This is a genomic window from Vibrio sp. B4-6, from assembly GCF_963888245.1.
Taxonomy (GTDB): domain Bacteria; phylum Pseudomonadota; class Gammaproteobacteria; order Enterobacterales; family Vibrionaceae; genus Vibrio; species Vibrio anguillarum.
On record NZ_CAWPIM010000033.1, the window covers coordinates 1 to 21039 of the forward strand.

Genomic DNA, 21039 nt, shown 5'->3' on the forward strand with positions numbered 1-21039 from the left:
TTACTCACCCGTCCGCCGCTCGCCACCCAAGGAACAAGTTCCTCTGTGCTGCCGCTCGACTTGCATGTGTTAGGCCTGCCGCCAGCGTTCAATCTGAGCCATGATCAAACTCTTCAATTAAAGTTTTGTTGGTCCTAAGACCGGCTCAATGAATACTGACTTCAAAACTGCTCTTACTCGAAAGTAAAAAAGTAATTTTAAAGCTATTGTTGTTCCAACAGAACAACAATGAATTGACTGTGCCAAAATCAAGTAAACTTGATTCTGATTGGTCACTCAGTTCATTGATAAATCTTTTTTGATTATCATCAACGAGTGCCCACACAGATTGATAGGTTTATATTGTTAAAGAGCGTTCTTCGCTGGGTTGCCGAGGCTTCCTTTGAAGAGGCGGCCATTCTAGCGAGATAATGAAAAGTGTCAAACACTTTATTAAATTATTTCGTCTTACCGATTTGACCTACTGATTGACTGCTCGTTGGGCTTGAACCCTTACTGGCTGTGCCGTGTCAGTGAGGCGGCATTATAGGGAGAACGAAGATGAGTGCAAGCGGTTTTTAGAAAAAAGTACCTTCTGATAGCTCAAGTGAACAAAAAGACACCAAAGCGTTAAATATCGATTAATTAGCGACCTATTTCCCTCTCTAAATCTCCTTGCTATCACCAGAGCATTGAGGTGACACACTTCATATTGCGTGCTTTTCTTCGTCAATGAAAGCTCGCACTGAGGCAGTACAAAGAAGCATATTACTCATCACTATCGAAGAAATAAGAGATTCTAGAGCGTGGGTTAAGATAGTCTCGGATTTTATCCGGAAGTTTATGCGGAAGAATGGCATTAACAATTTTTAAATCTCGATCAGCTAAATCAATAATGGGCGCTTGGGTTCGCGGAACCGAAGGGTCGTAAATCAATACATTAGGATATAGTAAGTGGCTAGCGTTTACGGAGATGACTAACCCAACCATATTGTTAGAAAGCTGAACAACGGTTCCTGGAGGGAAAACACCCATAAATTTAACCAATACGTTTAAGTTTTCGTTACTATATAAGTGATTACAATGCTTATACATATAGGAAAGTGCAATATAAGGAATCTTCTGCTCTGCAACGATATTGGGATGACACAAATTATCAAATACATTCGCGACCGTAATGACCTGTGAAAGCTCATCAATAGCCGCTTCCTTTAAACCAAGCGGATACCCACTGCCATCATTAAGTTCATGATGCTGTTCTATTACTCTCTTTGCACTTTCTGGAAAGCTATCGATATGACTCGCAATATCCAAACCATACTTAGTATGTAATTTGAGATAATTTTGTTCGGGCTCTGTCAGTGTTGTTTTCTTTCTAACAATCGCGGTGGGAACCTTAATTTTGCCTATATCATGAAACAGCGCAGCAAAAGCAAGTTCTTTGATTTTTTGAGCATCATACCCTTTCGCTTTTCCTATCATCATTGCAATGACCGAAACGTTGAGTGAATGAAAGTAGATGTCTTCAAACTCACTTTTGCCATTCATTAAATGCAGCGTAACGCTATCTTCACTCAGTAGCTTATCGACAATATCTTCAACCAAAATTGAAGCTTCATCTATCGCATCCTCTGGCCGATTGCGTATCTTGTTCATTACCGCACGCATACGGGATAGAGAACGCTCAAACTCTTTTTCACAGTTTAAAACTCGCCTACGATATGCGTTCAACTTTTCAATCCGTTTCTGCTTCTCTTCCCACAATCTTTCAGCCTCACTCTCCATCTCTGAAGATTCTTCTATGGCTTCCGACTGCGTATTGACAGGTAAGGGTTGAGTATCGCTTTGCGCAGGATTGATATAAACATGTTGAATCCCCAAGTGTTTTATCAATTGAATCTGTTCTTGGGATTTAATCTTAAAGCTATTAAAAAGAAAGGGGTGTTCGTTCCACTTTACGGGCAACTTAATGTGCAGGCCAGGCTGCAATCTGTCTACTGTGATTTTTATGCTTGCCACAATTTATATAACACCTTAAGTACTAAGTAGTTAATGAGTTTAAAAGAAGCCACTCAAAAGTTCATCAACTACATATTAGTAGTGTTGATATAAATGTGTATGGCTAGAAGCGAGAAATGTGTGCTGTTCAATATAGAAGTATGTGAAGGCTATCAAAAGAGTCCCATTCATCTAAGATAGTGGACTATTATTTCGAGGACAAAAACAACAAAGCCCCGACTTTCGTCGAGGCTTTGTTGTTTAAATTATGGTACCGGTGGGCGGACTTGAACCGCCACTCCCGAAGGAAACGGATTTTGAATCCGTCGTGTCTACCAATTTCACCACACCGGCATCTTGGGCATTGCCCTTTGATGGTTGGCATTATACGTAAGAAAGTTATTGGCGCAATAACAAAATATTGAAATACAAATCGTTTGCCGATATTTTCGCCACAAACCTTCAAGCTGTGCGTCTCTTCTCTTTTCAGATCCTCTCCGAGGCTATATGCTGCTGCAATTTCGCGAATACAAAAGATGTTTAGATATGATGAGTAACTCTATTTCTCTACCGCCTGCCGGATTACTACGCCGATTTGGTGCGCTCATTTACGATGCATTAATCATCATTGCTCTTGAGATGATAGCTGCTGGTGTTGTCGTCGCTATATTAGAAGCTCTCGTTGCGTTGAATGTGATGAGCTATGGCTCGTATGCAGATGTCAGCGACCTTCTCACTCGTCATCCCATTTGGAGCTATGTTTACACATTTTACCTTGCCGCTGTCTGGGTCTACTTCTTCGTCTTTTTCTGGACAAGAGCAGGCCAGACATTAGGGATGCGTGCTTGGCGACTTTTGATAATTAACGAACAAGATGGAAATTCAATCAGCGCCACGCAAGCTTTAATACGTTTGTTCACCTCAGGCTTTGGCTTGGCAAACCTCACCGTACCCTTTGATCAACAAAAAAGAGGGTTCCAAGATATTTGGGCCAAAACGAAAGTAGTGGTACTTCCTAAAGTTAATTGAGTCGGAATAACAAAAAGGAAGGTTTGCCCTTCCTTTTTGTTAATAGTTCTTACCTGTCATTTTTAGAGTTTTCGTCTTAACAACATTACGGCAACGCTGAGAAACACCAAACTGGGTGCGACGGCACCAAACACTGGTGGGATACCATAAACAAGACTCAGTGGGCCGAAAAACTCACTGGAAATATAAAATGTAAAGCCTGCAATCACGCCTGACAAAATCCTTGCGCCCATAGTAACGCTGCGCAATGGCCCAAAAATAAACGATAGTGCCATTAGCATCATCACAGCAATAGAAAAAGGTTGAGTAATTTTACGCCACAACGCCAGATCGTACCGTGAAGCATCTTGCTCCGACGTTTTTAAATAGCTGACATAATCATACAAGCCACTCAGTGACAACTCTTCAGGCTTGACCGTGACCACTGCTAGTTTGTCTGGAGCTAATGAAGTCGTCCAACGATATTCGGGTAATGTTTGCTTTGTTATCAATACATCATCGCGCATGTCGGTGATTTGAACATTTTTCATTACCCATTGATTGTCTTTATCGTAATCCACCTCTTCGGCAAAAAGGATGTTTTGCAAACTCTTATTGTTATCAAAGCGCCACATATTTAAGCCATAGAGTTTGTTGTCATCAATTTTACCAATAAAGATAAAATCATTCACATCGCGAGCCCACACACCGCTACGCACTGAAACAATACTACCGCCAGAGAGAGAAAAAGCGCGCAGATCTCGCGCCATCTTCTGCGCTTGGGGTGCTCCCCATTGGCCAAGCAAGGTGACAATGATCATTAATGGCACTGCGGTTTTTAATACCGACATACCGATATTAAGCTTAGAAAACCCCGCAGCTTGCATGACAACGAGCTCAGAACTTGATGCCAACATACCTAACCCAATCAACGCACCGAGTAAGGCGGCCATAGGAAAAAACATCTCGATATCACGAGGAATGCTCAACACCACAAACAGTAAAGCTTGCAGTAAATCGTAGCTTCCTTCCCCGACTTTTCTCAATTGCTCAACATATTTGATAATGCCGGACAAACCAACAAAGGTCGCCAGCACTAACGAGGTTGTCGCAACAATAGTACGGCCGACGTATAAATCTAAAATCTTAAACACGCGTTATGCTGCCTTCTTTAGTCTTAGTTTATCTTTGAAGCGCCGCACTGGCACACTGTCCATGATATTCACTGAAATCGCCGCCAAAAGTAACGCAGCATTGATTGGCCACATACCGATCACCGTAGCAAGTGAGCCATCTTCAATGGCGGACTTGGTTGCGCTGATGGCCATAAAATAGGCCAAATAAATTAAGATTGCAGGTCCCATTTTCGCAAAGCGTCCTTGCCGAGGGTTAACCGCCGACAAAGGGACCACCAGCATGGTGAGTAACGGAATACAAATCACCAGAGAAATTCGCCATTGCAACTCAGCTTTCGCTCTTCGATCCGGGTTGGAAAGCAGATTGGATGTCGGTAACGCCTCCCAATCGCGTCCTTTGGGTTTAACTTCACGCTGCCCAATTAAACCTTCGTATTCGTCAAATTTTGTGATCATATAATCAACGCGTGTTGGCACGCCTTCATAGCGAATCCCGTCATACATGGTGATCATCTGACGGCCATCACTGAGCTCTTTAACATCACCAGAATTAGAGAACATCACACTTGGGAGTATCGAATCCTTTGGTGCAAGCTGCGCAACAAACACATTATGCAGTTTTTTGTTTTCAATATTTTCGATGAAAACTACTGAGGAACCATCTGGTGTGCGTTGAAATTGTCCTTTCTGTAACAAATCAACACTATTTTCTGCTGCGAGCTGCTCCATTAATTGTGCTTCTTTGTCTTGGCTCCAAGGTGCCAACCAGAATGCGTTAAATGCTGCAGCACCTGAAGTGATCAAAGCCAAATAGAGCGCAGCACGGATCAAAAATTTATTGCCGATACCAGTAGCATTCATCACCGTAATTTCGCTTTCTGCGTACAAACGCCCAAAAGTCAGTAAGATGCCGATATACAAACTCAAAGGCAGCATTAATAACCCCATTGCGGGCATATTTAAACTCACAATAGATAAGATCATTCGTGCCGGAATGTCACCATCGGAAGCTTCAGCCAAAACGCGAATAAATCGTTGGCTAAGAAACACGAGAAACAGTACGAAAAAGATCGCAAATTGGCTCTTGAGTGTCTCGCGGATCAAATATCTAACAATAATCACGCTGAAATTACCTATACAAAACTTGTTTTTTTGATTGAATCACTATAATTTCCCGTTGAACCTTTTATTTTTAAAATTTTCACTAACTGTTGGGCGTTCAATTAAAAGTAGATCCAAACTCGGATTCAACCACTAAGAGCGCATTATCTAACATTTAGTTCTATTTGTCTTCAGGATGTAGGAGTACGCATGGAGTTCAGTGTAAAAAGTGGCAGTCCAGAGAAACAACGTAGCGCATGTATCGTTGTTGGAGTGTTCGAACCACGCCGCCTTTCTCCAGTAGCAGAGCAGCTTGATAAAATCAGCGACGGCTATATTAGTTCACTACTTCGCCGTGGTGATCTCGAGGGTAAACCCGGCCAGATGCTACTGCTGCATCAAGTCCCTGGTGTTCTGTCTGAACGCGTTTTACTGGTAGGTTGTGGTAAAGAGCGCGAATTAGGCGAACGTCAGTACAAAGAAATCATTCAAAAAACCATCAGCACACTGAACGAAACGGGTTCAATGGAAGCCGTATGTTTTCTGACTGAACTACACGTTAAAGGCCGCGATACTTATTGGAAAGTACGCCAAGCGGTTGAAGCAACGAAAGATGGCTTATACACCTTTGATCAATTCAAGAGCGTGAAACCTGAGACTCGCCGCCCACTGCGCAAACTTGTCTTTAACGTACCGACTCGCCGTGAGCTTAACTTAGGTGAGCGCGCGATTACACACGGCCTTGCGATTGCATCCGGTGTGAAAGCGTCGAAAGATCTTGGCAATATGCCACCAAACATTGCCAACCCAGCTTATCTTGCATCTCAAGCGCGCCGCTTAGCGGACGACTACGAGAGCGTCACCACCAAAATCATTGGTGAAGAAGAGATGGAAAAGTTGGGCATGACCTCTTACCTCGCTGTCGGTCGTGGCTCAAAAAATGAGTCGATGATGTCGGTCATTGAGTACAAAGGCAACCCAGATCCAGATGCAAAACCAATTGTGTTGGTGGGTAAAGGCCTAACGTTTGATTCCGGCGGTATTTCATTAAAACCAGGCGAAGGCATGGATGAAATGAAGTATGACATGTGCGGTGCGGCGTCAGTCTTTGGCGCAATGAAAGCATTGGCTAAATTGAAATTGCCATTAAATGTCGTGGGTATATTAGCCGGCTGTGAAAACATGCCAGGCAGCAATGCCTATCGCCCTGGTGACATTCTCACGACTATGTCTGGCCAAACGGTTGAAGTACTCAATACCGATGCCGAAGGTCGCTTAGTTCTATGTGATGCACTCACTTACGTTGAGCGTTTTGAACCCGATTGCGTGGTAGATGTGGCGACACTAACTGGCGCTTGTGTGATTGCATTAGGTCACCACATCAGTGGCGTGGTTTCAAACCACAACCCATTGGCGCATGAATTGGTTAATGCTTCAGAACAAGCAAGCGATCGCGCATGGCGTCTACCAATGGCCGACGAGTACCATGAGCAGCTAAAGAGCCCATTTGCTGATATGGCAAACATCGGTGGTCGCCCTGGTGGTACGATTACCGCTGGCTGCTTCTTATCTAAATTTGCTAAGAAATATAACTGGGCGCATTTGGATATTGCAGGCACGGCATGGAAGTCAGGAGCAGCAAAAGGATCAACAGGTCGTCCCGTCTCATTGCTCGTCCAGTTCTTATTGAACCGCAGCGGCCAAGAGTCTGAGGAATAACCTCAAAATGTGAAAAGGGCCGCAAGGCCCTTTTTTGTTGATGAGCGATTAGATAGTAGGTGACAACATGCAGCGAGCCACCTTTTACATTGTGAACGAAGAAAGCCCTCAAGCAACGCTGGCAGGCTTTGAGCAATATGTCCTATTTCTGGCTCATCACTTCGCCAAACAAGGGGCAAAAATTTATCTGCATTGTGATGATAAAACTCACGCTGAACAGTTTGCCGAACATTTATGGCAAGTGCCTGCAGAACAGTTTGTCGCGCACAATCTGGTGGGTGAAGGCCCGAAATACTCTACTCATATCGAGATTGGCTACCCCAACGTCAAACCCAATTGGAATCGTCAACTGGTAATAAATGTGGCGGATAATCATACAACCTTTGCGAACGCCTTTGCTGAGGTGGTAGACTTCGTCCCCTGCGAAGAAAAAGCAAAGCAACGAGCACGCGAAAGGTATAAAATCTACCGTCAAGCTGGCTACCAATTGCAAACAATCGAGATCCAACATCCATAGGTCAAACCTTATAGTTAAGGCGATCTTTAACAAGATCCTTCACTTATGAAGTTTGACTAAGATTAACCATTCACAGTATCCATTTAAGAGCACTATGGAAAAGACATATAACCCAACAGCAATCGAACAAGCTTTGTATCAGACTTGGGAAGAGAACGGCTACTTTAAGCCTCACGGTGATACATCAAAAGAAGCATACAGCATCATGATCCCACCGCCGAACGTCACTGGTAGCCTTCATATGGGTCACGCATTCCAAGACACCATTATGGATACGTTGATCCGCTGCGAACGCATGAAAGGCAAAAATACCTTATGGCAAGTGGGTACAGACCACGCCGGTATTGCTACCCAAATGGTGGTTGAACGTAAAATTGCCGCAGAAGAAGGCAAAACCAAACACGATTACGGCCGTGATGCCTTCATCGACAAAATTTGGGAATGGAAAGGCGAATCAGGTGGCACCATCACTAAACAGCTTCGCCGCCTTGGCGCATCGGTAGACTGGGATCGTGAACGATTCACTATGGATGCGGGCCTATCCAATGCCGTTCAAGAAGTGTTTGTTCGCCTTTACCAAGAAGATTTACTCTACCGTGGTAAACGTCTTGTGAACTGGGATCCAAAACTGCACACTGCAATTTCTGATCTAGAAGTAGAAAACAAAGACGTCAAAGGTCACATGTGGCACTTCCGTTACCCACTGGCTGACGGCGTAAAAACAGCAGACGGTAAAGACTACATTGTTGTTGCGACCACTCGTCCTGAAACCATGCTGGGTGACACAGGTGTAGCGGTTAACCCTGAAGATCCACGCTACCAAGCTCTGATCGGTAAAGAGATCATGCTGCCAATCGTCAATCGCCGCATTTCTATCGTGGGCGATGAACACGCAGACATGGAAAAAGGCACAGGCTGTGTGAAGATCACCCCTGCTCACGATTTCAATGACTATGAAGTCGGTAAGCGCCACCAACTGCCGATGATCAACATTTTCACCTTTGATGCCAACATTCGTGACGCCGCCGAAGTGTTCAACACCAATGGTGAACCAAGTGACGCTTACAGCAGCGATCTACCTGCTAAATACCAAGGCATGGAGCGCTTTGCGGCACGTAAAGCCATCGTAGCTGAATTTGAAGCTCTCGGCCTGCTTGAAGAAATCAAAGATCACGACCTCACCATTCCTTACGGTGACCGTGGTGGTGTGGTTATCGAACCGATGCTGACCGACCAATGGTACGTACGCACAGCGCCACTAGCGGAAGTCGCAACCAAAGCCGTTGAAGATGGCGAGATTCAATTTGTGCCTAAGCAGTACGAAAACATGTACTTCTCATGGATGCGTGACGTGCAAGATTGGTGTATCTCACGCCAACTTTGGTGGGGTCATCGTATTCCTGCTTGGTATGACAACGACGGCAACGTTTATGTCGGCCGTAGCGAAGAAGAAGTGCGCGAACAAAACAACCTAGCACCAGTGGTGGTACTGCGCCAAGATGATGATGTATTGGACACTTGGTTCTCCTCTGCTCTTTGGACTTTTGGTACACAAGGCTGGCCAGAAAACACTGAGGCACTAAAAACATTCCACCCGTCTGACGTTCTTGTTACTGGTTTCGACATCATCTTCTTCTGGGTTGCACGCATGATCATGATGACCATGCACTTCTGTAAAGATGAGAATGGTAAACCACAAGTGCCATTTAAAACTGTTTATGTCACAGGCCTTATCCGTGATGAAAACGGCGACAAAATGTCAAAATCTAAAGGCAACGTGCTTGATCCTATCGACATGATCGATGGTATTGATCTTGAGTCTCTGGTTGAAAAACGTTGTGGCAACATGATGCAGCCACAGCTTGCAGCCAAGATCGAGAAAAATACACGTAAAACCTTTGAAAATGGTATCGAACCTTATGGAACCGACGCACTGCGTTTCACGCTAGCAGCGATGGCTTCAACCGGTCGTGATATCAACTGGGACATGAAACGCCTAGAAGGTTACCGCAACTTCTGTAACAAACTCTGGAACGCGAGCCGTTACGTGTTGATGAATACCGAAGATCTCGATTGTGGCTTTAACGCAGGTAGCGAGCTTGAGTATTCGTTAGCCGATAAATGGATCGAGTCTCAATTTGAATTGACGGCTAAAGAGTTCAACAACCATATCAACAACTTCCGTTTAGATATGGCGGCAAATACCCTTTACGAATTCATCTGGAACCAATTCTGCGACTGGTACTTAGAGCTGACTAAACCCGTATTATGGAAAGGCAGTGAAGCGCAGCAACGTGCAACACGCCGTACATTAATTACGGTATTAGAGAAAACATTACGCCTCGCGCACCCAGTGATCCCATATATCACTGAAACCATTTGGCAAAGCATTAAGCCATTAGTAGACGGCGTTGAAGGTGACACCATCATGCTGCAAGCTCTGCCTCAGTACGATGAAGCGAACTTCAACCAAGCAGCGCTGGATGATATCGAATGGGTGAAAGCCTTTATTACTAGCATTCGCAACCTACGTGCCGAGTACGATATCAACCCAGGCAAACCTCTTAACGTGATGCTAAAAGCCGCCAACAAGCAAGAAGTGGCACGTTTAGAAGCGAACAAAGCGGTACTGTTGTCACTGGCTAAACTGGAGGCACTACGCGTTCTTGAAGAGGGTGAAGAGACTCCTGCTTGTGCAACGGCGCTGGTTGGTCAATCTGAGCTGATGATCCCAATGGCTGGTTTGATTGATAAAGATGCGGAGCTAGAGCGCTTAGCAAAAGAGATTGCTAAAACTCAAGGCGAAATCAAACGCATTGAAGGCAAACTCAATAACCAAGGGTTCGTCGCTAAAGCACCCGAAGCCGTTGTCGCTATCGAGCGTCAAAAGCTGAATGGCTATCAAGATACCTTGGTTAAACTGGAAGAACAGAAAGCGACCATAGCCGCGCTATAATCGCGATTGCGTTACCATTAAAAAGGTCGGTGTGAAAATACCGACCTTTTTTATTTATTCACGCCATCAGCAGACGCGATTTTTGTGCTCTCCACGCTCAAACGCGGCAATGTTATCCATCAAAATCGTTGCCAATTGTGAAATAGCTGAGTCACTACCCCATGCCACGTGTGGTGTGAGCAACAAATTTGGCAAATCCATATTGGCTAGTAAGGGATTTGTTTTGTCCGCTGGTTCTCGACTGAATACATCCACTCCAGCGCCAGCAATTTGCCCAGATTTCAATGCTGTCACAAGTGCTTGCTCATCAACCAAACCACCACGGCCTGCGTTAATCAACAATGCATTAGGCTTCATCATCTTTAATTCGTTCTCACCTATCAGGTTTCGGGTTTGCTCGCTCAATGGGCAATGTAAACTCACAACATCCGCCTCCGCTAACATTTGTTCAAAGGGCATAAAACCTTGTCGGCATACCTTGGCCCCCTTTCGTTCAGCAAATATCACCTGCATGCCTATCGCTCGTGCCAACGTTGCGGTTGCCTGTCCGAGCGCGCCACTCCCCACAATACCAAGCGTTGAACCTGCAACATCCCCTATCGGATGGGTAAAAAAGCAAAATTGTTGATTGCGCTGCCACTCGCCATTGGCAATATCTTGATGATAAGCAAACAGGTGACGCCTTAAGGCATAAATCATCCCAACTACATGTTCCGGAACAGAACGGGTGGCATAGCCTTGAACATTCACCAGTGCGATGCCTGCTTCACGACAGTAATCGACATCGACATTATTGACGCCTGTGGCCGACACAGCAATCAAGCGCAATTTCGGACATTGTGAGAGTAGCGCCCTATCCAGCACCACTTTATTGGTGATTACGATATCGGCTTGAGATAGGCGATCGAGCGCTTGTTCGGCAGAAGTAAAGTCAAATTCAAGCCAATGATGAGCAAAAGGTAAGCTCGGCAATCGAATATAAGCAGGGATTGTGGCCCTATCGAGAAATACAACCGTGGGTAGTGACATATCAGCTCCTTGTCGCCACCCACATCACACTAAGGTCGGGGCAACGTTTTGTAATCTGGTAATTTTCGCTCAGGATCAAAGTGTTGCAAAATTTGCTCTTGTGCTTCGGGATAAAAGTCACAAGCAACAAAAAGGTTACGTAACCAATGACTCTTTGGGTGATAAAAACTGAGCTCTGCGGCATGCAGCGCTAAGCGATCGGAAAAATCTTGCGCTTCTTGCGGGGCATAAAACTCATCACCCACAATCGGATAACCCAAAGCTTGCATGTGAACACGTAATTGGTGCGAACGGCCAGTTACGGGAAGAAGACGTACAATTGTCGTTTTTTCTTCTCTTTTCGCTACTTGATATAAAGTTTTTGATGGTTTCCCATCTTCAAAGCAGACTTTCTGTTTAGGCCGATTTGGCCAATCGCAAATCAGGGGCAATTCAACCGCCCCCTCGTCAAGTTCCATTACGCCCCACACGCGAGCGTAATAAATTTTATGCGTTAAACGGTATTGAAACTGCTTTTTCAATGCCCCTTCCGCGTATTTATTTTTTGCCAGCACCATCAAGCCAGAAGTCGACATATCCAAACGATGCACAACTTGGATCTCTGGATATTGCTCAGCCAAACGACTCCACATACTGTCGTGATGCTCAGGCAAGCGTCCTGGAACCGACAGCAGACCTGAAGGTTTATTCACCGCGAGAATCTGATCATCTTCATAGACAATATCAATCCAAGGATCTGTGGGCGGCGTGTATTCAAGCATAGCCATCGAAGGTTTCTCCTAAAAAAATCGGCGCATTATAACAACCTCTCCGCCAAGCCAATAGAGAAGAGTCATCTTAGTTTCGTTAAATCACGAAATCGTCAGTAAGTTAGCCTTGCTTAGAAATATCACTTGAAATGTAACTTAAAATTGACAGATTAACTGGGTGTGATATTGATTGATGAGCTTGACATTAAAGTCAGCTTCAAAAGCAAAAATTATAAATAACACAACATCAAGTCTAAGGAACAAGAATGGAACACAGCGTCCCTTATCAATCGGCCAAACGTTTAACCCTGCCACAACTGCTTCGTTCACTCGGGCCGGGCATTATGATGGCAGCAGCAGCCGTCGGCGGCTCTCATCTCGTCGCGTCAACTCAAGCAGGTGCAATTTATGGCTGGCAACTCGCAGGCCTCATTTTGCTGGTCAACTTATTAAAATACCCCTTTTTTAAGGCTGGCATTCAATACACCATGGGGACAGGCAAAAGTTTAGTACAAGGCTATGCTCATCTCGGGCGCGCTTACTTATGGGTTTTTGCCCTCTTAAGCGTGGTATCGGCCATTATAAACACCGCCGCGTTACTGCTGTTTAGCGCCAGCTTACTGGCCTATTTTGTCCCTTTTGAGCTAGGCAATATTGTTCTTTCCGTGATTGTGCTGACCACTTGTTTGCTGATCCTTTTTGCAGGCCACTTTCGCGCGCTCGACTCACTTTCTAAAATGATTATGGCAGTACTGACAATCGCCACCTTACTCGCCGTGGTGATTGCCGTCGCAACCCCAGCACAGATAGTGGTAGAAACCATTTCACCTTCACCTTGGACACTCGCCGCGATCGGTTTTTTGGTGGTGACAATGGGCTGGATGCCCGCACCCATTGAGATTTCGAGCATCACTTCGGTGTGGCTCAAGCGTCAATGCCAAGAGCAGCAAGTGACGCCGCAATCCGCGCTATTTGATTTCAATGTGGGCTATATCGGTACTGCAATCTTAGCGATTGTATTTTTGGCGCTTGGTGCCTTAGTACTACACGGAACAGGCGTTGAGCTCTCGAAATCTGGCGTCGGCTTTTCGCATCAATTGGTCGGATTGTACGCTTCAACCATAGGTGAGTGGTCACGTTATTTGATTGCAGTGATCGCCTTTTTCTGTATTTTTGGTAGCACCATCACCGTTATTGATGGCTATTCACGAGTGATTGCAGAATCACAACGTCTTTTGCAAAACAAAGAGAGCCAAAGCCCACGTTGCTACCAAGTTTGGGTCATCGTGGTATCGGCTTTAGCGCTGGCCATCATTGCCTTTTGGGCTTCAGCACTGATGCCAATGCTGAATTTTGCGATGATCATGGCATTTATGACCACGCCAATTTTTGCGCTGCTCAACTATATTCTGGTGACTAAAACACCTTTACCGGCTGAACTCGCGGTAGGAAAAAAACTCAAAGCACTGTCTATCGTAGGGCTTGTTTATCTGTTTGGCTTTTTAGCGCTATTTATTTGGTGGAAGTGGGTTATGTAATAGCAGACAAAACAAAGGCCTTATCGAAAAAGGCCTTTGTTATTTTTAATGCACGCCACAAGGGCCAATTAAAGGGATCAGTTATGCGTCACAACAATTAAACGCAACGAATCCAGTTGGAATTGCGCTTTACCGATGTAACCGCTTAACTCGTTAATCTGCTCTTCAATCGCGCTGATCTCTTCATCACGAATGTTCGGGTTGACTGCTTTAAGCGCCAATAAGCGCTCCAGTTCACCGTTTAAGCTCGACTGCATCTCTTTTTGCGCTTGTTCACGAATCGCTTCAACACGGCTCACAACTTGGCTTTCACTGGCAGCAATTAAGCTATGCACATCATTTTGTACTGACGTAACGAGCTTGCTGGCCAAATGACGATTCACTGGGCTTAATTGGCGGTTGAAGCTTTCAAACTCAACTTGCGCGGAGAGATCATTACCACGCGCATCCATCATCAAACGGATTGGTGTTTGAGGAAGGAAGCGGCTGATACCACTGCGTTTTGGCGCTTGTGCATCCACCACATAGATCAACTCAAGCAGCAAAGTCCCAACAGGCAAAGCTTTATTTTTCAGCAGAGAAACCGCCGATGTTCCCACGCCTTCGCTCATCAGTAGGTCGATCCCGCCTTGAATCATCGGGTGTTCCCAACTGATGAAATTCATATCTTCACGCGATAATGCCGTATCACGATCAAAAGTGATGGTCGCTCCTTCATACGGCAAACCGGGGTAGCTTGGCACCATCATGTGCTCTGATGGTGTGACCACCAGCGCGTTTTCACCCCGATCATCTTGGTTTAAACCGATCGCATCAAATAAGCTCAAAGCGAAAGTAACCAAGTTAGTATCGCCATCCGTTGATGCTATACTTTCGACGATTTTCAATGCTTTTTCGCCACCGTTTGAATGCATTTCAAGTAGTCGGTCACGCCCTTGTTCAAGCTGAGCCTTCAACGTTTTGTTGAGCGTTGCCGACTGTTCAATGATCTCATCCAGCGTATCGATATTTCCCGAAGCCAGCATGTCAATCAGATCATCGGCATATTGATCATACACAGCGCGGCCTGTTGGGCAGGTTTCAGCAAATGCATTCAAGCCTTCATCAAACCAACGCGCCAAAATCGCTTGCGATGTGCCTTTAAGGTACGGCACATGGATATCGATATCACGGTGTTGACCAATACGATCCAAACGGCCAATGCGTTGCTCTAAAAGATCTGGGTTAAACGGCAGATCAAACATCACCAACTGGTTAGCAAATTGGAAGTTACGCCCTTCAGAGCCGATTTCACTACAGATCAATACTTGCGCGCCACCCTCTTCTTGTGCGAAATAAGCGGCGGCTTTATCACGTTCTAAAATCGACATACCTTCATGAAAAACGGTAGCGCGAATGCCTTCACGCTCACGCAGTGCTTGCTCCAGTTGTAATGCGGTGCTAGCGCGAGAAGCGATCACTAAAATCTTTTCGCTGCGTTTTTCTTTCACTTTTTCAAGCAGCCAATTCACGCGAGAATCAAACTGCCACCAGCTTGCATCATCGCCTTCAAACTCTTGGAAAATCTCTTCGGGATAGAGCATTTTCATCGCGCGAGCCTGAGCACTGAGCTTACCGCCGATCATGCCAGCCACTCGCATCGAGGTAGTGTATTGCGCGGGGATTTCCATCGGCATCAAGTGCACATTACGCACAGGGAATCCTTTAATCGCAGCGCGGGTGTTTCTAAACAGCACGCGGCCTGTGCCATGGCGATCCATCAGATTATCAATCAGCTCTTGGCGAGCAGAGGCTTTGCTCTCTTCATCGGCATCGCTTTCAATAATGCGAAACAGCGGCTCAACATCTTGCTCTGAAAGTAGCTCAGTGATTTGGTTTTTGGCTTCGTTTTGCAACTTCTCACCCGAAAACAAGGCACTGACTGAATCGGCTACGGGCGCATATTGCTCTTCTTCTTCAACGAACGCCTCGTAATCGTAAAAACGATCGGGATCGAGCAAACGCAAACGCGCAAAGTGGCTTTCACGGCCCAATTGCTCCGGCGTTGCCGTTAGCAGCAGTACCGCTGGGGTGTTTTGCGCTAGCCCTTCGACCACTTGGTATTCGCGGCTTGGTTTATCTTGGCTCCATTCTAGATGGTGCGCTTCATCCACCACCAATAGATCCCACTCCGCCTCAAGTGCTTGTTCAAAACGTTGACGACTTTTACGCAGAAAATCGAGCGAACAAAGCACATATTGCTGAGTATCAAAAGGGTTGTGTGCTTCAGCGAACGCTTCAACACAGCGCTCCTCATCAAAAATGGAGAAATGAAGATTAAAGCGACGCATCATCTCCACCAACCATTGGTGCTGCAAGGTTTCCGGCACCACAATTAAAATACGTTCCGCGCGGCCAGAAAGCACTTGTTGATGAATGATCATCCCCGCTTCAATGGTTTTACCTAACCCTACTTCATCGGCTAATAACACGCGGGGCGCATGGCGACGGCCAACCTCATGTGCGATATAAAGCTGATGAGGAATCAGGCCCGCGCGCATGCCACATAAACCACGCATTGGGCTTTTGTGTTGTTGATATTGGTTAGTGAGGGCGCGATAACGCAACACAAAATTATCCATGCGATCAATTTGACCTGCGAACAATTTATCTTGCGGTTTGTTGAAACGGATTTGGTGGCTTAAGAAAATTTCACGTAGCGCCACGCCGCTTTCATCGTTGTCTTCGCGCGTACCGAGATAAGTGAGTAGTCCTTGTTCTTCAACAACTTGCTCAACGCGTAGCGACCAGCCTTCTTGGCTTTCAACCACATCGCCGCTATTGAACGTCACTCGTGTTACCGGGGCGTCACTGCGTGCATAAACGCGGTTTTCTTCTGATGCAGCAAACATCAAGGTCACAGTACGCGCATCAAGCGCCACCACAGTACCTAAACCAAGATCACTTTCTGTATCGCTTATCCAGCGTTGCCCCAAAGCAAAACTCATGAATCGACTACCTTATTTATTTGGAATGGATTGTATCGATCTGCTACCACGTGAAGGCAACCCCTAATTATGATTGTTGTTGGAGTATGGTGCAGAAAAAGGTCGCTAATCTTACTTGATGGCGTGATACAGGTCACGTGTAAAGCGAAGGATAACCAAGATTTTTTTCTTCAACTTTTGGTTGACATCAAACTGTAAGAAATCGGTGGCATTTGTAGTAAACAAGGTTGCTATACTTGTTGTAACGATGCTTGCTTTGCCAGCCAAAAGGATGACTCTGGCACGAAGCATGCAGACCAAACAGACAATGAGTATCAACACAGGCTTGCAGTAAGTCATCGAGCGATCGAGTCACTACCGGCATCCATTGATCGATAACCTCTACTTGCTGGCATCTTTTGTTAAGCACGCTGCGTAGCAGCAAGGAGACGCTTATGGGCGATACCGATCGGAAACTGTTTGTACTTGATACCAACATCCTGCTTCATGAACCTTTAGCCATTTACTCCTTCCAAGAGCATGACGTGGTCATTCCGATGACCGTTCTTGAAGAACTTGACCGGATCAAAGACAGCAAACGCGATGTTGCACGAGATGCGCGGGTCGCAATTCGTGCTTTAGAGCACTTATTTCACGATGCCACCCCAGACGAAATTACCGAAGGTATTCCATTCTCTAAAGAGGCCAGCAAGACGGGAACTATCTCGATTCTCGCCGACTTTGAGTTGCAAGAAACCGTCAAAGCCTTTGCTGACAAAGCCGGCGATAACCGTATCCTCAATGCTGTTCTTTACCTGCAAGCGAAACGAGCGCCACGCGCTGTGGTTCTCATAACCAAAGACATCAACATGCGATTGCGCGCTAAAGGTGCAGGCGTGCGCTATGTTGAGGATTACCGCACTGACCAATTGATTGATGATGTTCAGTACCTGACCAAAGGCTTCCAAGTTCGTGAAGGCAACTTTTGGAGCAACGTCGATGAAGTTGAGAGCAGAACCGTCGGCGGAAAAGCCTTTCATACGCTAGATAAGGCGCCATTTGATCCGACCTTTATTAATCAATATGTCATTGATGAAGAAAGCGATTTTTCGGCGCGCGTGCATGAAATCAACACAGACAAAATCACGCTGCTTGATATTGGCCGCGAGAGAATGATGCACCGCAAAGCGTGGGACATCACCCCGAAAAATATCTACCAAGCGATGGCACTTGATGCTTTGCTTGATCCAAGCATTGATTTGGTGATTTTAACTGGAGCCGCTGGTAGCGGGAAAACGCTGCTCGCTATGGCCGCCGCTCTTGAACAAACCATTGAGAAGAAGATGTTCGATAAGATCATCGTCACCCGTAACACGCCAGATATCGGAGAATCGATCGGCTTCTTACCAGGAACAGAGGAAGAGAAAATGATGCCGTGGCTGGCCGCGGTAACGGATACACTGGAAGCCTTACACAAAAACGATCACTGCACCGAAGGTTCACTCAAATACATCTGCGATAAAGCCAATATCCAGTTTAAATCGATCAACTTTATGCGTGGGCGCTCAATCCAAAATGCCTTTGTGCTACTCGATGAGTGTCAAAATTTAACCGCTTCTCAAATCAAAACTATCATCACGCGCTGTGGTGAGGGCACTAAAATTGTCTGTTCTGGTAACTTAGCGCAGATTGATTCCCACTACTTAACCCCGGTGACCTCGGGTTTAACCTATATGGTTGAGCGCTTTAAAAACTTTGAAGGCAGCGCCAACATTCACTTAAACGGCGTCGTTCGCAGCCGCTTGGCCGAATTCGCTGAAGAGAATTTATAGTCACATTAGGCGAGATATTATTAATATCTCGCCTTTATTTTAAAATAATTATTCACAAATTTAGCATTTATATGTTTTACTAAGGCTATTCATCATTCACCGTTTAGGACTGGGATATGGCTTTCAATTTACGCAACCGCAACTTTCTCAAACTGCTCGATTTCACGCCGAAAGAGATCCAATTTCTGCTCGATCTCTCTGCTGATCTCAAAAAAGCGAAATACGCCGGATCAGAACAGAAAAGATTAGCGGGTAAAAATATTGCGCTGATTTTTGAGAAAGCCTCAACACGGACGCGATGTGCATTTGAAGTGGCCGCGTTTGATCAAGGCGCTCAAGTCTCTTACATCGGGCCATCAGGGTCGCAAATTGGTCATAAAGAGTCGATGAAAGACACCGCGCGCGTACTCGGAAGAATGTACGATGGCATCCAATATCGCGGTTTTGGACAAGAAATTGTCGAAGAGCTTGGCGCACATGCTGGCGTTCCTGTATGGAACGGGCTCACCAACGAGTTCCACCCAACACAGATTTTAGCTGACTTTTTAACCATGATTGAGCATGGCCGTGGTAAGCAGTTGCACCAAGTGTCACTGGCTTATCTAGGCGATGCACGCAATAACATGGGCAATTCACTGATGGTGGGCGCAGCAAAAATGGGCATGGATATTCGCCTCGTCGCACCCAAACAGTTTTGGCCAGAAGCATCACTCGTCACCACTTGCCAAGAAATTGCCAAGCAGACGGGAGCTAAAATCACGCTCACTGAAAATGTACAAGAAGGCGTGCAAGGATGCGATTTTCTCTATACCGACGTTTGGGTTTCCATGGGCGAATCAGCCGATGCATGGGATGAACGCGTGGCCTTAATGACGCCTTACCAAATCAATATGAATGTGATTAAGCAAACTGGTAATCCACAGGTAAAATTTATGCACTGCTTGCCTGCGTTTCATAACGACGAAACCACTGTAGGTAAAGAGGTGGCGGAAAAATATGGCATGAAAGGGTTGGAAGTCACCGAAGAGGTGTTTGAGTCTGAATATTCGATTGTGTTTGATGAAGCTGAAAACCGCATGCACACCATCAAAGCTGTGATGGTCGCGACTCTCAGCGCTTAAAAAACAAGGCAACAATGGATCGAAGCCCGATGAACTTACATGAGTAAGTGATTCGGGTGGGTGAAAGCAGCTAACGCCGCGACAGCGCCAAAGCGACTTTTAATCCTCAAAATCATTGGTGCTGTCGCAAGGCGGCAAGAGAACGAAGCCCGATGAACTTACATGAGTAAGTGATTTGGGTGAGTGAAAGCAGCTAACGCAGCGACAGTGCCAATGATGAAGAGGATTATGAGGTAATCGCTTGCGCTCACACAACGAAAGCGTATAATTCCCAGCAATTTGTCTGAGGGGTAGCCATGAAAACGGACGTTGTTATTCACATCTACAACGCAATTCGATTCAATGTAGGTCAGCGTGCTGACTTACTGGGCGCGTTATTTTTCCCCTCTCTTGATTTTTAAAGCCTCCCTATTGGGGGGCTTTTTTATGGCTACTAGAAAATTATAGGGAAGACGACCATGGTGAATTCGCTTTATCAAAAGCACATTATTTCGATTCCGGAGCTCTCTCGTGACGAGCTGGAATTGATTGTGAAAACCGCTGGCCAACTCAAAGCGGAACCAAAACCAGAGCTGATTAAGCACAAAGTGGTGGCAAGCTGCTTTTTTGAGCCGTCGACTCGTACTCGTTTGTCTTTTGAAACCGCTATTCAACGCATCGGCGGCAGCGTGATTGGCTTTGATAATGGTGGCAATACGTCACTGGCGAAAAAAGGCGAAACACTGGCCGATTCAGTACAAGTGATCTCCTCTTATGTGGATGCGTTTGTGATGCGCCATCCCCAAGAAGGCGCAGCACGTTTAGCCTCTGAATTTTCAAACGGCGTTCCTGTGATTAACGCTGGCGACGGCGCTAACCAACACCCAACTCAAACACTGCTCGATTTATTCACCATTGCCGAAACACAAGGCCGTTTAGATAACATTAATATCGCCTTTGTTGGCGACTTGAAATATGGCCGAACCGTCCATTCTTTAACCCAAGCTTTGGCTAAATTTAACCACATTCGCTTTTTCTTTGTTGCGCCGGATGCGCTGGCTATGCCTGACTATATTTGCGAAGAGTTAGATGATGCAGGCATTGAGTACAGCCTGCACACCGATATGGAAAGCGTTATTCCACAGTTAGATATTCTGTATATGACGCGCGTCCAAAAAGAGCGCTTTGATGAATCAGAGTACGCGCACATTAAATCGGCGTATATTTTAACAGCCGCCATGCTTGAAGGTGCGCGCGATAACTTAAAAGTGCTACATCCGCTTCCGCGCGTGGATGAAATCACCGTTGATGTGGACAAAACGAAGCACGCTTACTTCTTCCAACAAGCAGAAAACGGGGTCTACGCCCGTGAAGCTTTGCTGGCGCTTGTGTTAAACGAAACCCTGTAATA

Annotated in this window: 14 protein-coding genes, 1 tRNA gene and 1 rRNA gene; 8 read left to right on the top strand and 8 right to left on the bottom strand. The window is 45.8% G+C overall.

Annotation, left to right across the window (positions count from 1 at the left end; genetic code table 11):
• From AACV20_RS09255 to AACV20_RS09265, 3 genes are all read right to left on the bottom strand, one after another.
• A 16S ribosomal RNA gene (locus AACV20_RS09255) occupies positions 1–120 on the bottom strand; the annotation flags it as partial.
• A 627-nt stretch (positions 121–747) separates the two neighbouring features.
• Entirely contained in the window at positions 748–1998 is a 1251-nt protein-coding gene (locus AACV20_RS09260; RefSeq protein ID WP_170907161.1) for an HD-GYP domain-containing protein, read from the bottom strand.
• A 248-nt stretch (positions 1999–2246) separates the two neighbouring features.
• A tRNA-Leu gene (locus AACV20_RS09265) sits at positions 2247–2331 on the bottom strand.
• 153 nt (positions 2332–2484) lie between these two features.
• On the opposite strand from AACV20_RS09265, the gene AACV20_RS09270 reads away from it, so the two are divergent.
• On the top strand, positions 2485–3006 hold the full coding sequence (locus AACV20_RS09270) for an RDD family protein (RefSeq protein WP_371319559.1): 522 nt from the start codon (positions 2485–2487) through the stop codon (positions 3004–3006).
• Positions 3007–3068: 62 nt separating this feature from the next.
• On the opposite strand, the gene lptG is transcribed toward AACV20_RS09270, so the two are convergent.
• The gene (gene lptG, locus AACV20_RS09275) at positions 3069–4139 is read right to left on the bottom strand and encodes an LPS export ABC transporter permease LptG (RefSeq protein WP_013855998.1); all 1071 of its coding nucleotides are present in this window, start codon (positions 4137–4139) and stop codon (positions 3069–3071) included.
• A gap of 3 nt (positions 4140–4142) precedes the next feature.
• Complete coding sequence (gene lptF / locus AACV20_RS09280) at positions 4143–5243, bottom strand: LPS export ABC transporter permease LptF (RefSeq protein ID WP_013855997.1); 1101 nt, start codon at positions 5241–5243, stop codon at positions 4143–4145.
• Between the two features lie 189 nt (positions 5244–5432).
• Here lptF and pepA point away from each other — a divergent pair, with 189 nt between their 5' ends.
• The 3 genes from pepA to AACV20_RS09295 all read left to right on the top strand — a co-directional run bounded on the left by pepA (position 5433) and on the right by AACV20_RS09295 (position 10414).
• Complete coding sequence (pepA, locus tag AACV20_RS09285; protein ID WP_010318842.1) at positions 5433–6941, top strand: leucyl aminopeptidase; 1509 nt, start codon at positions 5433–5435, stop codon at positions 6939–6941.
• Positions 6942–7008: 67 nt separating this feature from the next.
• Positions 7009–7458, top strand: a complete 450-nt coding sequence (locus tag AACV20_RS09290) for a DNA polymerase III subunit chi (protein ID WP_017043380.1) — start codon at positions 7009–7011, stop codon at positions 7456–7458.
• A gap of 94 nt (positions 7459–7552) precedes the next feature.
• Positions 7553–10414, top strand: a complete 2862-nt coding sequence (locus tag AACV20_RS09295) for a valine--tRNA ligase (protein ID WP_026028556.1) — start codon at positions 7553–7555, stop codon at positions 10412–10414.
• 66 nt (positions 10415–10480) lie between these two features.
• Here AACV20_RS09295 and AACV20_RS09300 read toward each other — a convergent pair whose 3' ends face one another.
• Both AACV20_RS09300 and AACV20_RS09305 read right to left on the bottom strand, forming a co-directional pair.
• Positions 10481–11443: a D-2-hydroxyacid dehydrogenase gene (locus AACV20_RS09300; protein ID WP_017049805.1), complete on the bottom strand. Its 963-nt coding sequence runs from the start codon at positions 11441–11443 to the stop codon at positions 10481–10483.
• 29 nt (positions 11444–11472) lie between these two features.
• Positions 11473–12210, bottom strand: coding sequence for an RluA family pseudouridine synthase (locus tag AACV20_RS09305; protein ID WP_170907162.1), 738 nt, complete (start codon positions 12208–12210; stop codon positions 11473–11475).
• Positions 12211–12458: 248 nt separating this feature from the next.
• Here AACV20_RS09305 and AACV20_RS09310 point away from each other — a divergent pair, with 248 nt between their 5' ends.
• Complete coding sequence (locus tag AACV20_RS09310) at positions 12459–13730, top strand: NRAMP family divalent metal transporter (RefSeq protein ID WP_170907163.1); 1272 nt, start codon at positions 12459–12461, stop codon at positions 13728–13730.
• A 77-nt stretch (positions 13731–13807) separates the two neighbouring features.
• On the opposite strand, the gene rapA is transcribed toward AACV20_RS09310, so the two are convergent.
• Positions 13808–16717, bottom strand: coding sequence for an RNA polymerase-associated protein RapA (rapA, locus tag AACV20_RS09315; protein ID WP_170907164.1), 2910 nt, complete (start codon positions 16715–16717; stop codon positions 13808–13810).
• Between the two features lie 434 nt (positions 16718–17151).
• Here rapA and AACV20_RS09320 point away from each other — a divergent pair, with 434 nt between their 5' ends.
• The 3 genes from AACV20_RS09320 to pyrB all read left to right on the top strand — a co-directional run bounded on the left by AACV20_RS09320 (position 17152) and on the right by pyrB (position 21037).
• Entirely contained in the window at positions 17152–18528 is a 1377-nt protein-coding gene (locus AACV20_RS09320) for a PhoH family protein (protein ID WP_010318836.1), read from the top strand.
• A gap of 116 nt (positions 18529–18644) precedes the next feature.
• Positions 18645–19649, top strand: a complete 1005-nt coding sequence (locus AACV20_RS09325) for an ornithine carbamoyltransferase (protein WP_170907165.1) — start codon at positions 18645–18647, stop codon at positions 19647–19649.
• Between the two features lie 458 nt (positions 19650–20107).
• Positions 20108–21037: an aspartate carbamoyltransferase gene (pyrB, locus tag AACV20_RS09330; RefSeq protein ID WP_013855987.1), complete on the top strand. Its 930-nt coding sequence runs from the start codon at positions 20108–20110 to the stop codon at positions 21035–21037.
• The last annotated feature ends 2 nt before the right edge of the window (positions 21038–21039 follow it).

Excerpts from the sequence above, each read along its gene's own strand:
- AACV20_RS09270 (WP_371319559.1), top strand. The coding sequence starts at position 2,485 with ATGCTGCTGCAATTTCGCGAATACAAAAGATGTTTAGATATGATGAGT.
- pepA (WP_010318842.1), top strand. The coding sequence starts at position 5,433 with ATGGAGTTCAGTGTAAAAAGTGGCAGTCCAGAGAAACAACGTAGCGCA.
- AACV20_RS09290 (WP_017043380.1), top strand. The coding sequence starts at position 7,009 with ATGCAGCGAGCCACCTTTTACATTGTGAACGAAGAAAGCCCTCAAGCA.
- AACV20_RS09295 (WP_026028556.1), top strand. The coding sequence starts at position 7,553 with ATGGAAAAGACATATAACCCAACAGCAATCGAACAAGCTTTGTATCAG.
- AACV20_RS09300 (WP_017049805.1), bottom strand. The coding sequence starts at position 11,443 with ATGTCACTACCCACGGTTGTATTTCTCGATAGGGCCACAATCCCTGCT.
- AACV20_RS09305 (WP_170907162.1), bottom strand. The coding sequence starts at position 12,210 with ATGGCTATGCTTGAATACACGCCGCCCACAGATCCTTGGATTGATATT.
- AACV20_RS09310 (WP_170907163.1), top strand. The coding sequence starts at position 12,459 with ATGGAACACAGCGTCCCTTATCAATCGGCCAAACGTTTAACCCTGCCA.
- rapA (WP_170907164.1), bottom strand. The coding sequence starts at position 16,717 with ATGAGTTTTGCTTTGGGGCAACGCTGGATAAGCGATACAGAAAGTGAT.
- AACV20_RS09320 (WP_010318836.1), top strand. The coding sequence starts at position 17,152 with ATGGGCGATACCGATCGGAAACTGTTTGTACTTGATACCAACATCCTG.
- AACV20_RS09325 (WP_170907165.1), top strand. The coding sequence starts at position 18,645 with ATGGCTTTCAATTTACGCAACCGCAACTTTCTCAAACTGCTCGATTTC.
- pyrB (WP_013855987.1), top strand. The coding sequence starts at position 20,108 with ATGGTGAATTCGCTTTATCAAAAGCACATTATTTCGATTCCGGAGCTC.